Source organism: Thiocapsa sp., assembly GCF_018399035.1.
Classification (GTDB): Bacteria; Pseudomonadota; Gammaproteobacteria; order Chromatiales; family Chromatiaceae; genus Thiocapsa.
This window is the reverse complement of the sequence record NZ_CP073760.1, coordinates 1987488-2001852: the sequence shown is the minus strand read 5'-3', so window position 1 is coordinate 2001852 and position 14365 is coordinate 1987488. Positions and strand designations below refer to the sequence as shown.

The window sequence follows — 14365 nt, the reverse complement described above, 5'->3', positions numbered from 1 at the left end:
CGGCCTATCAGGTCGCACTCTGGCCCGACGGTTGGTTGCTCGGTGCGTGCGGCGAGGTGTCGGTGCGCGATACCCATGCGATGGCCGAGGCGCGGCGCTGGTATGCGCTTGCCGATCAGGCGGTAGGGCGGCCGCGGATGGATCGGGCCATGCGTCTCCATGGCACCTTTGTTCCGCGCCCGGTCGTTGCGCTTGCGGGGCAGCGCTTCGCGTCGGAGTCCGTCGCCTCGGTGGCCTTGCAGCTCGTGGCGGGGGATTGGATCACGCAACGGCGTCAGCAGCTTCTCGCAGCGCCCGACGAGGCAATGCGTGCGAGCCTGCTTGGCTGGACCGGTTCTCGACATACCGCCGATCCGAGCATCGAGGCGATGATGGCCTGTGTCAGGCAGGTGTTGGGCGATTGCCGGCGAGAAGGGCTCATTCCGTCAGCAGACTGCGACCTGAAGGTGCGTCCGGACGATGGATTCGGGATTCGCGGCTATCGCTGCGTCGTCACATTGGATCTGGATAGCTCCGCGTGCGCGCGATTCCGCGAGGTGATTCAGACGGCCTTGGTGCCCTGGAATCGCGCCGTGGTGCGCGACGGCGTGGCCCATCCGCTAATCAAGGTCGAGGTGCGTGGTCGCAGGTGACCGGCCTTGTGCGGCGTGCGGGTCCTGCCCCGACGCGGGGGAACTGCGCTGCACTAAACCGCGTCCAGAGCGACATGCGTTATTTTCATGTTGTGTCGGGCTCAAGGATTTTTCCGACCTTTTTGGAGACGCGGTTTAAAATTTAATATTTTTAATACTTTAAACCGCGCCGGCTCCAGCGGTTCTGAAATCCGCCGGGGCCGATCCCATCCAAAAACATCGCATACCGCACTGGGCGCGGTTTAGATGCCTTCCAGGCATGTGCAGTCGGGATGACTATTCTCGGAAATCGCCTAAAGCCACCGGGACTCCGACGTTGCATGCCGGGTGACGCTATCGCTTATCCGACCCGGTTTCCTGAACCGCGTCCCCTCGACGTCGCAAGAACCGACCGAGGTCTTATCGACCTCGGTCGGGGCACGCGCGCACCTCAGTCGCGCACGGGGACGCGGTTCAGCCCTAGAGCGTCTTCGCCTGCTCCGCCAGATAGATCCAGGTGTCGATGACGGTATCCGGATTGAGCGAGATGCTGGTGATCCCCTCCTTGAGCAGCCAGTCGGCGAAGTCCTTGTGGTCCGACGGGCCCTGACCGCAGATGCCGACATACTTGCCCTGCGCGCGGCAGGCGGCGATCGACATCGACAGCATCTTCTTCACGGCCGGATCGCGCTCGTCGAAGCTCTCGGCGACCAGGCTGGAGTCGCGATCCAGTCCCAGCGTCAGCTGGGTCATGTCGTTGGAGCCGATCGAGAAACCGTCGAAATACTCCAGGAACTCATCCGCCAGCACCGCGTTGGACGGCAGCTCGCACATCATGATGAGGCGCAGGTCGTTTTTGCCGCGCTCCAGTCCCTGCTCGGCGAGTGCCTCGACGACCGCCTTGGCCTGTTTCAGCGTCCGCACGAAGGGGATCATGATCTCGACATTGGTCAGACCCATGTCGTTGCGCACGCGCTTGAGCGCCTCGCATTCGAGCTCGAAGCATGCCTTGAAGTCCGGTGCCACGTAGCGCCCGGCCCCGCGGAAGCCGATCATGGGGTTCTCTTCCTCGGGCTCGTAGCGGGTGCCGCCGACCAGGTTGGCGTATTCGTTGGACTTGAAGTCCGACATGCGCACGATGACGGTGTTGGGCGCGAAGGCGGCGGCCAGGGTCGAGATGCCTTCGGCGAGCTTGGCGATATAGAACTCGCGCGGGCTTTCGTAGGCGGCGATGCGCGGCGCGATCCGGGCCTTGAGGTCCGCCGGGAGCTGGTCGAATTCGAGCAGCGCTTTGGGGTGGATCCCGATCATGTTGTTGATGATGAATTCCAGACGCGCCAGACCGATACCGGCGTTCGGCGTCGCCGCAAAGGCGAAGGCGCGGTCCGGGTTGCCGACGTTCATCATGATCTTCACCGGGATCTCGGGCATGGCCGAGAGCTCGACGGTCTTGTAGTCGAACGCCAGCTTGCCGTCGTAGATGAGACCCGTGTCGCCCTCCGCGCAGCTGACGGTGACAAGCTGGCCGTCATGCACCACGTCGGTCGCGTTGTTGCAGCCGACCACCGCCGGCACGCCCAGCTCGCGGGCGATGATCGCCGCATGGCACGTTCGGCCCCCGCGGTTGGTGACGATGGCCGCCGCGCGCTTCATCACCGGCTCCCAATCGGGGTCGGTCATGTCGGTGATGAGGACGTCGCCGGCCTCGACACGGTGCATGTCGGCGATGCTCGAGACGATCTTGGCCGCGCCGGCGCCGATGCGGCTGCCGATGCTGCGCCCGGTGGTGAGCACCGGGCCTTTTTCGCGCAGCACATAGCGCTCGATCACGTTGCCCGAGCGGCTCTGCACGGTCTCGGGACGCGCCTGCACGACATAGAGCTTGCCGTCGTTGCCGTCCTTCGCCCATTCGATATCCATCGGGCGCCCGTAGTGCTGCTCGATCAGCACAGCCTGGCGCGCGAGCTGCTCGATCTCGGCATCCGTGATACTGAACAGCAGGCGCTCGGCCTCCGGGACGTCCTCGGTGCGCACCGGGCTTTTGGTGCCCGCGGTGCCCTCGTAGACCATGCGGATCGCCTTGTCGCCGACACTGCGGCGCAGGATCGCGGGACGGCCGGCGGCGAGCGTCGGCTTATGGACATAGAACTCGTCGGGGTTGACCGCGCCCTGCACGACCATCTCGCCGAGCCCGTAGCTGGAGGTGATGAAGACGGCGTCGCGGAAACCCGATTCGGTATCCAGGGTGAACATGACCCCGGAGGCGGCCAGATCGCTGCGCACCATGCGCTGGATGCCGGCCGAGAGGGCGACATTGCGGTGCTCGAAGCCCTGGTGCACGCGGTAGGAGATGGCCCGGTCGTTGAACAGGGAGGCGAAGACCTCCTTGATCCGATGCTTGATGTTGTCCAGACCCTCGACGTTGAGGAAGGTCTCCTGCTGACCGGCGAAGGAGGCGTCGGGCAGGTCTTCGGCGGTGGCCGAGGAGCGCACGGCCCAGGAGACCGCGGCGGTGCCGGCCTCGGCGGTCAGGCGGGCGAAGGCGTCGTCGATCGCCGCTTCCAGCGCCGCCGGAAAGGGCTGCTCCATGACCCAGCCGCGGATGCGCGGACCGGCTTGGGAGAGCGCCGTGAGGTCCTCGACGTCCAGCTCGTCGAGGACCGCCTGGATGCGCTCGTCCAGTCCGTCTTTGGCGAGGAACTCGCGGTAGGCGTCGGCCGTCGTCGCGAACCCGCCCGGAACCTGAACGCCCACGTCGGTGAGGTTCTGGATCATCTCGCCGAGCGACGCGTTCTTGCCGCCGACGACGGGGACGTCGTCCATTCCGAGCTCGTTCAGCCAGCGGACATAGTCGGTCATCTTGATCGTTCTCCAATTGCGGGGGATGTCGGGCGGGACCGATCGGAGCCGGGCGGAACCGATCGGAACCGATCGGAGGCGGCGGAACCGGGGCGGTGCCGTTGTGCCGCAGGTGCGCGACGGTCGGGTCGGGCGACGCATCGGATCGGATAGCGCACTGATGCCCGCAAAGATTTCCGTAAGCGCTCCGACGTAACGCAGCAATATAACCTACTTCGAAAATGGTCGCCTTCGGTCTAAGTCAATCTTGAGCATTGAGAAACAGGCGATCGTTCGCTTCCCTATTTCATCGGGGCGCGGCGGGGCTGTCGGGCGACCGTTCCCCGGTGATCGCTATTCGCGCTCGATGCGAGGTCACGTGTCGGAAAAGTCGAGCACCGAATCCAATCGTTGTCGTTGTCGTTGTCGTTGTCGTTGTCGTTGTCGTTGTCGTTGTCGTTGTCGTTGTCGTTGTCGTTGTCGAGGACGACAACGACAACGGTAAAGGTATCCTCTCGACGAGTCGTTTTGCTTCTTTTTGAACCGTTCCTACAGGGTTTTCATGCCCGCAGCGACCGTGTCCTCAATCGCCGTGTCGTGGTCGGTAGCTGTCCGGGATCAGGATGGTCGGGGTACGCTGGGTCGCGTCCTTGTCCGGAAAATCCAGGGTGTAGTGCAGCCCGCGACTCTCGCGCCGGCGCAGCGCCGATTGGATGATCAGGTCCGCCACCTCGAGCAGGTTGCGCAGCTCGATCAGGTCGTTGCTGACCCGGAATCTGCTGTAGTACTCGATGACCTCCTGTTGGAGCAGGTCCGCACGGCGTTTGGCGCGGCGCAGCCGTTTGTTGGTGCGCACGATGCCGACATAGTCCCACATGAAACGACGCAGCTCGTCCCAGTTGTGTGTCACCACCACTTCTTCGTCCGGCTCGGTCACCCGGCTCTCGTCCCAGGGCTTCACCTCGGGCGGGTGCGGAATCTCGTTCATCAGGCGTGCAATGTCGTTGGCTGCCAGCTCGGAGTACACAAGGCACTCGAGAAGGGAGTTGCTCGCCATCCGGTTCGCCCCGTGCAGGCCCGTGTAGGCGGTCTCGCCGCTCGCGTAGAGGCCGGGCAGATCGGTGCGGGCTCGGTCATCGACCATCACGCCGCCGCACGTGTAATGTGCCGCCGGGACGACCGGGATGGGGTCCGTGGTGATGTCGATTCCCAACTCCAGGCAGCGTTGGTAAATTGTCGGGAAATGCTCGATCACGAAATCGGCGGGGCGATGCGAGATGTCGAGATAGACGCAAGCGGTGCCGAGCCGCTTCATCTCGTGGTCGATGGCGCGTGCCACGATGTCGCGCGGGGCGAGCTCGGCACGTGGATCGAACCGCGGCATGAAGCGCTCGCCGTCGGGCAACAACAGACGCGCGCCTTCCCCGCGCAACGCCTCCGTAATCAGGTAGGAGCGCGCCTCCGGGTGATAGAGGCAGGTCGGGTGAAACTGCATGAACTCCATGTTTGCCACCCGACACCCGGCCCTCCACGCCATCGCGATGCCGTCGCCGGTGGAGACATCCGGGTTGCTGGTGTAGAGATAGACCTTGTTTGCACCCCCGGTCGCCAAGACGACAAAACGTGCAAGGTAGACTTCGACCTGTCCCGTGCCCAAGTCCAGGATGTAGGCGCCGAGACAGCGCTGGTCTTTCTTGCCGGGGCCATGCTTGGAGGTGATGAGGTCGACGGCGATGTGCTGCTCGAACAGGGTCATGTTCGGTTTGCTGCGCACCTGTGCCTCGAGCGTTGTCGCCACGGCACGGCCGGTTGCATCGGCGGCGTGGATGACTCGGCGATGGGTGTGACCGCCTTCGCGGGTGAGATGATAGCCGCCTGTCGATGCGCTCGCCTCGTCGCGTGTAAACTCCACGCCCTGATCGAGCAGCCAGCGGATGTTGTCCGGTCCGCGCTCCACGATATGCTTGACCACGCGACGGTCGCAGAGCCCGGCCCCGGCCTTCAGAGTGTCCTGGACATGGGATTCGATCGAGTCCGTCGCATCCAACACGGCCGAGATGCCGCCTTGCGCATAGAGCGTGCTGCCTTCCCTGAGCTCGCGCTTGGAGATCACTGCGACCGAAAGGTCCTCGTGCAGACGCAGAGCGAGGCTTAGTCCGGCGGCGCCGCTGCCGAGGATCAGGACGTCGTAGCGATGAGGCGTGGCTGGCATGATCGGAACCTTGGTTTGGGGCACACGGGCGTCGGGGGCGGACGGGTTGAGGGTCGGTGACTTCGCGATGCTCTCGACGGAATTTCCTTCGGTTGAGTTGGGCGAATGTGACGGTTCGCCGTAAACTCACCGATTTCATGGGCGGGATCAAGGTTTGTCGCTTTATTTAGGGGGCCTCGGCCGCACGTGAGGGTGCTCACGAACTTCCGAATCGGGGAATTGTCCATGCCAACGGAATTGCTGGTCAGCAGCGCCAGGGCTCGCGTCCATGTCTGAGCGCACCGCCGATCAGGAGCTCGTGGCGCGCGCCCAAAACGGAGACAAGCGCGCGTTCGACCTCCTGGTGTTGAAATATCAGCAAAAGGTGGCGAATCTGATCTCTCGTTATATCCGTGATCCGAGCGAGGTGATGGACGTCAGCCAGGACGCCTTTTTGAAGGCTTACCGCGCGCTCCCGGCGTTTCGCGGCGAAAGTGCCTTCTACACCTGGTTGTATCGCATCGCAGTGAACACGGTGAAGAATCACCTGGTGGCTCAGGGACGCCGCCCGCCGGGGGACGATGTCGAGGCCGAGGTTGCCGAGCAGATGGACATGGGCGTTCGCCTTCGCGATACCGGCACACCCGAGCGTCTCGCCCTGACCGACGAGATCGCGCAGACCGTGCAGCGCGCGCTCGACGACCTCCCGGAGGATCTGCGCACGGCAATTGTCTTGCGCGAGCTCGAAGGCATGAGCTACGAGGAGATCGCAACCGCGATGGCGTGCCCGATCGGCACCGTGCGCTCGCGGATCTTTCGTGCCAGGGACGCAATCGACAAGCGGTTGAGGCCACTCCTCGAACCATGACGGCTCTCAGGCGTCAAAACGGCAGCGAGCGGTCTGCGGCATGGGAAGCAGGATCCGTTCGGCGGCTAAACCGCCCGACCGCGGAGCTCGACTTGATCCCGCGGCGTTGGCCATCCAACACACGAATTCTCAGCCCAGGCATGCAGCAATGAGCGACGAGCTACGACAACGCATTTCCGAGCTTCAGGACGGCGTGCTCGATTCCGCCGGTACCGCCCGCATCGTCGATGCGCTGGCGCGCGATCCCGACCTGCGGGAGACGTGGGAGCGCTTTCACGCGATCGGTTCGGCGATTCGCGGCGAGTCCGTCCAAGGATCCTATCGCGGGGTTGCCGATGCGGTTCGCGAGCGGATCGCCCATGAGCCCATTGTCTTTGCCCCACGCGGGCGCGGTGCCGAGCGGCCTAGACCGAAGCGGCCCGTTGCAGGGATCGCGCTTGCCGCCGCGGCCGCCTTCCTTGCGGTTTTCGTGGCCCCGAGCCTCTTCGACGGCGTCGGATCTCTCCCGAATGTTCCCGCCACGGCCCCGACCTTTGCTGCGCAGCCGGCTGCCGTCGTGATCCCCGCGAAGCGCTGGGATCTGGACCACCCCGAGCTGGCCAACAAGCTGGACCTCTATCTCGTGACCCATCAAGAGACCGCCCCGACGACCGGGGCCAAGGGCATGCTGCCTTATGCGACCTTCGTCGGCTATGAAGCGGGCCGTTAACCCGTGTTTCCCGGCCCGGCTGGGCCTGTTTCTCGTGCTGTCGCTGCTGGCCCAGGCAAGCCTTGCCGATGAGGTGACCCAGCGCGCGAGCGACCTTCTTCAGCGCATGTCCGAGGCACTGCGGTCGCTCAGTTACGAGGGGACATTGGTCTACTCCCACGACAATCGTCTCGAGGCCCTGCACCTGGTGCATCGCTACGAGCAGGGACAGGTCCAGGAGCGGTTGCTCTCGCTGAGCGGTCCGGTCAAGGCCGTGACTCGCGAGCGCGATCGCGTGATGTGCGTGCTGCCCGACGGACATCCGATCTCGGTCAAACGGCCGTCCGGAGCGGGCGGACTTTTGAACACCGACGGAATCGCCCCGGAGCTGCTCGGCGATCACTATCGCATCGAGATGCAAGGGGTCGCGCGGGTTGCCGGGCGCGACACGGAAGTGGTCGGGATCATCCCGCGCGACGACTTGCGGTACGGATACCGATTCTATCTCGATCAAGAGACCTTCCTTCCGCTGAAGTCCGATCTGATCGACAGCAACGGCTCTTCACTGGAGCAGCTGATGTTCACCGCCATTACGATCGATACGGATGCCCCGGCCGTGCCTGCGAGGGTTGATCCGGCCGGGCTGCGGAGCGCTCCGGCAACCCGGGAGGAGGGCCGCTGGCGTTTCGACGAGCGCCCGCCCGGTTTCCAATTGGTGAGCCACGGTGTGATGGACCACCCGAGCGGTGCGGCGGTCGAGCACTTCCTCTTTACCGACAGACTCTCCGCCTACTCGGTTTATATCGAAGACGATACCCGCGACGGGCTGAGCGGGCCGGCCCATATCGGTGCCGTGCATGCGGCCGGACGGCAAGTCGACGGCTACCAGATTACCGCTGTCGGCGAGGTCCCGTCCGCGACCGTCGAAGCGGCCGTGCTCGGTGCTCGACACGCCGAGAACCCGTCGAAGTGACCCGCCGATGATCGAAGAATCCGGTGTCGTGGTCTCGATCGAGGGTCACTATGCTCGGGTCCGGATCGAGCGGCGCACGGTCTGCGGGGGGTGTGCTGCGAACGGCGCCTGCGGAACATCGCTGATCGAGCGCTTCTTCGGGCGCGGATCGATTCAGGTCGAAGCGTTGAACCAGGCGCAGGCGTCGGTCGGCGAGCGGGTCATGCTGGGGATCTCCGAGCAGGGTCTGCTTTCGGCGTCTTTCGCGGTTTATTTCGTGCCGCTGGCGGGCCTTCTCGGCGGCGCTCTTGCGGGAGAAGCCCTTGCAGGAATCGCCGAAGGAGGCTTTGCCGATGCGGCGGCGCTGCTCGGTGCCGTGCTCGGCTTCGCTCTGGCGCTGCTCTGGCTGCGCGGCTACAGTGCGCGGTCACGGACGCGTCCGGAGCAGCAAGCGGTGGTCTATCGGGTCGAGCGGGGCGTGCCGGTCGGGATTCCGACGGCGCCCTGATTCGGGTCGTTGCCGATCCGAACCAGTCCCCCGGCCTTCCGGCGCAGCAGCCCGGCGGGACGCGCCTTTCTTGCGGACGACAAGGTTTCGGCAGCCTCCAAACGCGAGCAGGCGACATCCGCACCGCTGCGGTCGAGGCGGCCGCCCGATCGAACCTTTTCATTTCGGAGCATCCATGCGCCCCATCCCGATCTTCTCCTTCGCCCTCGCGGCATTGGTCTGCAGCGCGCTCATGCCCGGGCTTGCGGCCAGCCGGATGCTTCCCGATTTTGTCGATCTCGTCGCCGAGAATGGCCCCTCGGTGGTCAACATCAGCACCAAACAGGCGCCGGTCTCGGCCGCGGAGTTACGTGAATATTCAGTTCCCGATCTCCCGGAGGACAGTCCCCTTCAGGATTTCTTCCGGCATTTCTTCGGCGAAGACGGCACCCTTCCGGACGATAGCCTCCAATCGCGCTCGCTCGGATCCGGCTTCATCATCTCGACCGATGGATCCGTGCTGACCAATGCCCACGTCGTGGAGGGTGCGGAGGAGATCATCGTGCGCACCAGTGATCGGCGCGAATTCGTGGCCACTTTGGTCGGCACGGATAAACGCAGCGACATCGCGCTCCTGAAGGTCGAGGGCGAGGGGCTCCCGGCGGTCAAGATCGGCGTCTCGCAGGACCTCAAGGTCGGCGAGTGGGTGCTGGCGATCGGCTCGCCCTTCGGCTTCGAGTCCTCCGCCACCGCGGGCATCGTGAGTGCGAAAGGTCGCAGTCTCCCGAGCGAAAACTACATTCCCTTCATCCAAACCGACGTGGCGATCAATCCCGGCAACTCGGGCGGCCCCCTGTTCAACCTCGATGGCGAGGTGGTCGGCGTCAACAGTCAGATCTACAGCCGCACGGGCGGTTTCATGGGGCTCTCGTTCGCGATCCCGATCGATGTCGTGATGGACGTGGTCGATCAGTTGCAGACCAAGGGCCGAGTCAGCCGCGGTTGGCTGGGGGTCTTGATTCAGGACGTGACCCGGGAGCTTGCCGAATCCTTCGGGATGCAGCAGCCGCGCGGGGCATTGGTCGCACAGGTCTTGCCGGGGAGCCCGGCGGAGGCCGCGAAGGTGCGGCCGGGCGATGTCATCGTGAGCTTCAACGGACGCGACATCCCGACCTCGAGCGCCTTGCCGCCGATGGTCGGCATGACACCGGCTGGCGAGCGCGTGCAGCTGCAAGTGCTCAGGGTCGGCGAGCTGGTCGATCTCGGGATCGAGATCGGCGAGCTACCGGAAGAGGATCAGATCGCGGCTCGCCCCGGCGAGCCGGAGAAGGTGTCCGCGAATCGGATCGGCCTCTTCGTGGGCGAGATCACGCCGGAGCAGCGCGAACAGTTGGCCCTCGCCGCCGGCGGTGTGATGGTGGAAGCGGTCGAGCCCGGACCCGCGGAACAAGCCGGTTTGGTCGCGGGCGACGTGATCCTGATGCTCGACAACCAGTCGGTGCAGGATCTGGATGGTTTCAATCGGATCCTCGATGCGATCCAGTCGGGTCGGTCCGTTGCGGTTCTGGTCCAGCGGGGCGACGGGCGCATGTTTCACGCCATTCGGGTGCCTTGAGTGCATCCGGCCGTCGACCCGACTGGGTCGGCGGCCCCTTCCGCGAAGGCGTCCAATCGATGCCCCGAGCCCGGATCGGCAATAAGCGTTTAGACGGAGTGCAACTCCCTTTGCCGTTCGCTGCACGAAGATCGGCCGCCCGTGTTCCGAGGATCCCGACGCATCATCCTAGGATTTTCCTTCCGGCTTGAGCTCGGTCGCAGGTTCGGGCTCGATTGCCGGTCCGAGCAAGATCGCGATCGGACGCGTATGCGGGCTCGCGTCCAACCCGATGATCAGGGCGGCGGTGAGCGGCACCGCCAGAAACATCCCCACCGTACCGAACATCCATCCCCAGAACAGCAAGGCGATGAAGACGGCCAGCGTCGAGATGCCCATGCCTTTGCCCATGATCCGGGGCTCCAAGACATTGCCGATGACCGTGTTGATGACGAGATAACCGGCCGCGACCCAGATGGCCGTAGCCACATCCACCTGCACCAGCGCGAGCAGAACCGCCGGGATCATCATCACGATGTTGCCGACGACGGGGATGAAGTTCAGGAAGAAGGCCAGCACCGCCCAGAGGATGGCGAAGTCGATGCCGAGAAACCACAGCCAGAGCCACACGCACACGGCCGTTCCGAGACTGGTCAGGCTCTTGATCAGCATGTAACGCTTGATCGAGTCCAACAGGCGTTTCAGGCGCGCATCACCCGCCTCCGTCATCCGGAAGGCGACCCTCAGCTTGGCGGGCAGCGTATTCGCCTCGAGCAGGATGAAGGTGACGGCGAGCAGCACCAGGAGTCCGGTGGCAAAGAAACCGCTGGCGTTGGACAAGAGATAGCGCACGGCGATCCCGACCTTGTTGGGGTCCATGAGATCCGGGATCGCCTCGCGCGAGCCGCCGACGCCCACACCCTCCATCCAGCCCCCGAGCTGATCGCTCAGCATCAGAAAGCGCTCCTGATAGGTCGGCAGGCTATCTCTGAACCCCTCCAGCGCGCCCGTGGTGACGAGAGCCAGGAGACTCCCGATATCGAGCAGCACGAAGATGATCACCGCGAGCGCGCCCCATTTCGGCACGCCGCGCTGCCGCATCCACTTGAGTGCCGGGGTGGCGATGATGGCGATGAAGACGGCCAGCAGCAGCGGTACGAGGATGGGTGTCGCGATCTTCATGAGTCCGATGACCAGCGCGAAGGCGCCCGCGACGAGCAGGCCGCGCGCAGGTGGACTGAAACCGCTCAGTGCGTTCGTCATCTCGTCGGATCCTCCGGTGAATCGCTTCGGTCGATTGTTTCGTAAGCCGGCCTCTCGAGCGGGGCCGGGCCAGGTCGATTTTCGCTGCCCGTTTCTGCGGCAGCAATCTTAACCCAGCTTCCGGCGCGACACATGATTACGGCCGGGCCATTCCACCGATGATGGCATCCGGTCTCGTAGCGTCCATACTTAAACCGCGCCCAGTGCGGTATGCGATGTTTTTGGATGGGATCGGCCCCGGCGGATTTCAGAACCGCTGGAGCCGGCGCGGTTTAAAGCATTAAAAAATATAAAATTTTAAACCGCGTCCCCCGCTAAGGGTCGTGGATTCACCAAACTTCGAACTCACTCGAAAGTGAGCATCTCGCTCTGGACGCGGTTTAACTTTGCTGGAGGACAACATCATGACAACAGACGAGGAGCACATCGAAGCGCTATGAGCATCATCAAGACAGCACTGACAGCCGGGCTTGCGACCCTGTTCCTGAGCGGACCGGCATTCGCAGTGGACATGGGCGACATGATGAATCCGTCCAAATGGATGGGCGGCAACAAGGATCGCCGCGGGGATGGCGATTATCCGCCGCCTCAGGGCTATCCCCAAGGCTATTACCCACAGGGCGCACCCGGTTACGGTGGTGCGCCGGGATACGGAGCGGCACCCGGCTACGGAGCCCCGCAGCCGGGGTATGGCGGCGCACCCGGCCAAGGCTACGGGCCTCCGCCCGGTTACTCGGATCCGCAAATGGGCGGTGTTCCGATGCAGCAGATGCCCCCGCAGGGATACGGCAGTGCGCCGGGTTACGGACAAGCCCCCGGGTACGGAGCAGGCACTGCGGAAGGCTATCCGCCGGCTCCCGCCTACGGCCAGGGTTACGGCCAAGGTTATGACCAGGGCTACGCCCCGCCCCCCGGGGTCGGGCAGGGTTACGGGCCGGGCTACGGTCAGGGATACGGGCCAGGCTACGGACCAGGCTACGGGCAGGGTTATGGCCGCGGCTACGGACCCGGCGAGGAGGATCGCGGTGGCAGCGGCATGAACCCGATGAAGATGATGCCGAACCCGATGCAGATGTTCCGCGGCAATCAGGACTGAATCCGACCGGGCGGCACCTGCCGCCCGGACTCGCCGCTCGGGCCCTACGGTACATTGCGAAGCACGCCTGAAGCGATTTCCGGGAACTAAAGCGCGTCCAGAGCGACATGCGTCATTTTCATGTTGAACTCGGCCCCTGGGATTTCACCGACCTTGGTGGAGACGCGGTTTAAAATTTTATATTTTTTAAAACTTTAAACCGCGCCAGCTCCGACAATCGTCGAGTCTGCCGGGGCCGATCCCATCCAAAAACTTCGCATACCGCGCTGGGCGCGGTTTAACCTAGATCGGCAGGTGACCGCTTCGTGCCGGAGACAAGGTTTTGACGCGGCTGACGATCTCGATCATCTGATGCTTCACCCGCTGGGTGATGGCCGCTACAGCCCCTGGAGCACGCCCCGCGCGGCGCCTGACTGCGTTGCAACTCGTTGACGTAGAACCACTACGCCGCCTCGTTGCGCCTTGCCGGACACTGCGCGGGACGCACTCCAGGGGCCGTTCAACTGCCGGATCTAGGTTTAACATTCCAACTGCGCATGCCTGTACATTCTGTGGGGCGACTTAAGCTAGCGCCCCTACAGGGTGGTTGTTCCTTCCTTGGACATCACCTAAACCCTCCGACACGGCACGCGACGAATTACATCAGACCCCGCCGAGCCATTTCCCGATCATGAAGCTGCCGGCGGCGACGCTGGCGCAGAGCGCGATGCCCCAGAGGGTATCGACGATCACCACCTTGATGGGCCAGTTCGGGAGCGTGGCCATGTTGGTCAGCTCGTAGGTGATGTAGGTGAAGAAGCCGAAGAGTGCGCCGTTGAGCAGGGCACGGCCCAACGAGTCCTGCGCGAGCGCGGGTGCGACGGCAAAATAGAGGATGCCGGCGATATAGATGAGGTAGAAGCTCAGTGCGGCCGGCCAGTTCACTGTCGGGCTGAGGACATGGGCGAGGTTGTCGCGATAGAAGGTCTTGGCGACGACACCCAACCAGAGCAGATCGATGGCGAAGAAGACCGGGACGGTCAGGAGATAGAGCTTGGCGAAAAAGAGGGCTTGCATGATGGATCCTCTGCTGATCGATGGCCCGGCCGATGCGCGTTGCCATCTGATTTTGGCACACGGGGCAGGGCAGGGCGCCGATTCCCCCTTCATGAGCGCGGTTGCACACGCCCTGGCGGCGGCCGAGCTGCGCGTCGTGCGCTTCTCGTTTCCCTATATGGTCCGAAGCGAGGCCGAGGGACGAAGGCGTCCACCCGACCGCGAGCCGATCCTGATCGAGACCTGGCTGCGGGTCATCGCCGAGCAGTGTCCTGACCAACGTGCGGGGAAACGCCTGCTGATCGGCGGCAAGTCGATGGGCGGGCGTATCGCCAGCCTGATCGCCGACGAGGCCGGCGTCGATGGCCTGGTGTGTCTCGGGTATCCCTTTCATCCGCCGGGTCGGCCGGAGCGCACGCGTGTCGCGCACCTGTCCGGGCTGCGCACGCCGACGCTCGTCTGCCAAGGCGAGCGCGACCCCTTCGGGAACCGGGAGGAGGTTGCCGGCTATGCCCTGAGTCCGTCGATCGAGATCGTCTGGATCGCGGACGGGGAGCACAGCTTCAAGCCGCACCGGGTGTCCGGCTTCACGCCGGAGCAGAATCTGAGCACGGCGACAGATGCCGTCGTGTCGTTCGCGGCGCGTGTCGCCTCCTAGGGACGGTTCGAAAACAAAGTGTGCAGATGCGTGAACGCCATCAGCCGTAGCCCAACTGCTCCTGTGATACCGGCGCGGGTTGGG

General features: G+C 64.1%; 10 protein-coding genes and 1 pseudogene. 7 read left to right on the top strand and 4 right to left on the bottom strand.

The genetic code is table 11. From position 1 onward, the window contains the following. Positions 1 to 1091: 1091 nt before the first annotated feature. Both ppsA and nadB read right to left on the bottom strand, forming a co-directional pair. A complete protein-coding gene (ppsA, locus tag KFB96_RS09045) occupies positions 1092 to 3470 on the bottom strand; it encodes a phosphoenolpyruvate synthase (protein WP_213462167.1) in 2379 nt (792 codons plus the stop codon). Between the two features lie 562 nt (positions 3471 to 4032). Beyond that, a complete protein-coding gene (gene nadB / locus KFB96_RS09040) occupies positions 4033 to 5661 on the bottom strand; it encodes an L-aspartate oxidase (protein WP_213462169.1) in 1629 nt (542 codons plus the stop codon). A 268-nt stretch (positions 5662 to 5929) separates the two neighbouring features. On the opposite strand from nadB, the gene rpoE reads away from it, so the two are divergent. From rpoE to KFB96_RS09015, 5 genes are all read left to right on the top strand, one after another. Then, the gene (gene rpoE / locus KFB96_RS09035; protein WP_213462171.1) at positions 5930 to 6508 is read left to right on the top strand and encodes an RNA polymerase sigma factor RpoE; all 579 of its coding nucleotides are present in this window, start codon (positions 5930 to 5932) and stop codon (positions 6506 to 6508) included. Positions 6509 to 6656: 148 nt separating this feature from the next. Next, positions 6657 to 7217, top strand: coding sequence for a sigma-E factor negative regulatory protein (locus KFB96_RS09030; protein WP_213462173.1), 561 nt, complete (start codon positions 6657 to 6659; stop codon positions 7215 to 7217). Continuing rightward, positions 7201 to 8169, top strand: coding sequence for a MucB/RseB C-terminal domain-containing protein (locus KFB96_RS09025; protein WP_300971437.1), 969 nt, complete (start codon positions 7201 to 7203; stop codon positions 8167 to 8169). Before KFB96_RS09030 ends, KFB96_RS09025 begins: the two co-directional genes overlap by 17 nt. Before the next feature lie 7 nt (positions 8170 to 8176). Then, a complete protein-coding gene (locus KFB96_RS09020) occupies positions 8177 to 8656 on the top strand; it encodes a SoxR reducing system RseC family protein (RefSeq protein ID WP_213462177.1) in 480 nt (159 codons plus the stop codon). 175 nt (positions 8657 to 8831) lie between these two features. Beyond that, complete coding sequence (locus KFB96_RS09015; protein WP_213462179.1) at positions 8832 to 10250, top strand: DegQ family serine endoprotease; 1419 nt, start codon at positions 8832 to 8834, stop codon at positions 10248 to 10250. Between the two features lie 168 nt (positions 10251 to 10418). Here KFB96_RS09015 and KFB96_RS09010 read toward each other — a convergent pair whose 3' ends face one another. Continuing rightward, positions 10419 to 11492, bottom strand: a complete 1074-nt coding sequence (locus tag KFB96_RS09010) for an AI-2E family transporter (protein ID WP_213462181.1) — start codon at positions 11490 to 11492, stop codon at positions 10419 to 10421. A gap of 913 nt (positions 11493 to 12405) precedes the next feature. Between KFB96_RS09010 and KFB96_RS27500 the strand changes: the two are divergent. Beyond that, positions 12406 to 12588: pseudogene (locus KFB96_RS27500) on the top strand (hypothetical protein); the annotation flags it as partial. Positions 12589 to 13230: 642 nt separating this feature from the next. Here the strand turns inward: KFB96_RS27500 and KFB96_RS09000 are convergent. Beyond that, the gene (locus KFB96_RS09000; RefSeq protein ID WP_213462183.1) at positions 13231 to 13644 is read right to left on the bottom strand and encodes a DUF2177 family protein; all 414 of its coding nucleotides are present in this window, start codon (positions 13642 to 13644) and stop codon (positions 13231 to 13233) included. Between KFB96_RS09000 and KFB96_RS08995 the strand changes: the two genes are divergently transcribed. After that, positions 13643 to 14281, top strand: coding sequence for an alpha/beta family hydrolase (locus KFB96_RS08995; RefSeq protein ID WP_300971435.1), 639 nt, complete (start codon positions 13643 to 13645; stop codon positions 14279 to 14281). The two genes, KFB96_RS09000 and KFB96_RS08995, sit on opposite strands and share 2 nt — an antisense overlap. Positions 14282 to 14365: the final 84 nt, after the last annotated feature.

Coding starts and splice junctions, on each gene's coding strand:
- ppsA (WP_213462167.1), bottom strand. CDS start 3,470: ATGACCGACTATGTCCGCTGGCTGAACGAGCTCGGAATGGACGACGTC.
- nadB (WP_213462169.1), bottom strand. CDS start 5,661: ATGCCAGCCACGCCTCATCGCTACGACGTCCTGATCCTCGGCAGCGGC.
- rpoE (WP_213462171.1), top strand. CDS start 5,930: ATGTCTGAGCGCACCGCCGATCAGGAGCTCGTGGCGCGCGCCCAAAAC.
- KFB96_RS09030 (WP_213462173.1), top strand. CDS start 6,657: ATGAGCGACGAGCTACGACAACGCATTTCCGAGCTTCAGGACGGCGTG.
- KFB96_RS09025 (WP_300971437.1), top strand. CDS start 7,201: ATGAAGCGGGCCGTTAACCCGTGTTTCCCGGCCCGGCTGGGCCTGTTT.
- KFB96_RS09020 (WP_213462177.1), top strand. CDS start 8,177: ATGATCGAAGAATCCGGTGTCGTGGTCTCGATCGAGGGTCACTATGCT.
- KFB96_RS09015 (WP_213462179.1), top strand. CDS start 8,832: ATGCGCCCCATCCCGATCTTCTCCTTCGCCCTCGCGGCATTGGTCTGC.
- KFB96_RS09010 (WP_213462181.1), bottom strand. CDS start 11,492: ATGACGAACGCACTGAGCGGTTTCAGTCCACCTGCGCGCGGCCTGCTC.
- KFB96_RS08995 (WP_300971435.1), top strand. CDS start 13,643: ATGATGGATCCTCTGCTGATCGATGGCCCGGCCGATGCGCGTTGCCAT.
- KFB96_RS09000 (WP_213462183.1), bottom strand. CDS start 13,644: ATGCAAGCCCTCTTTTTCGCCAAGCTCTATCTCCTGACCGTCCCGGTC.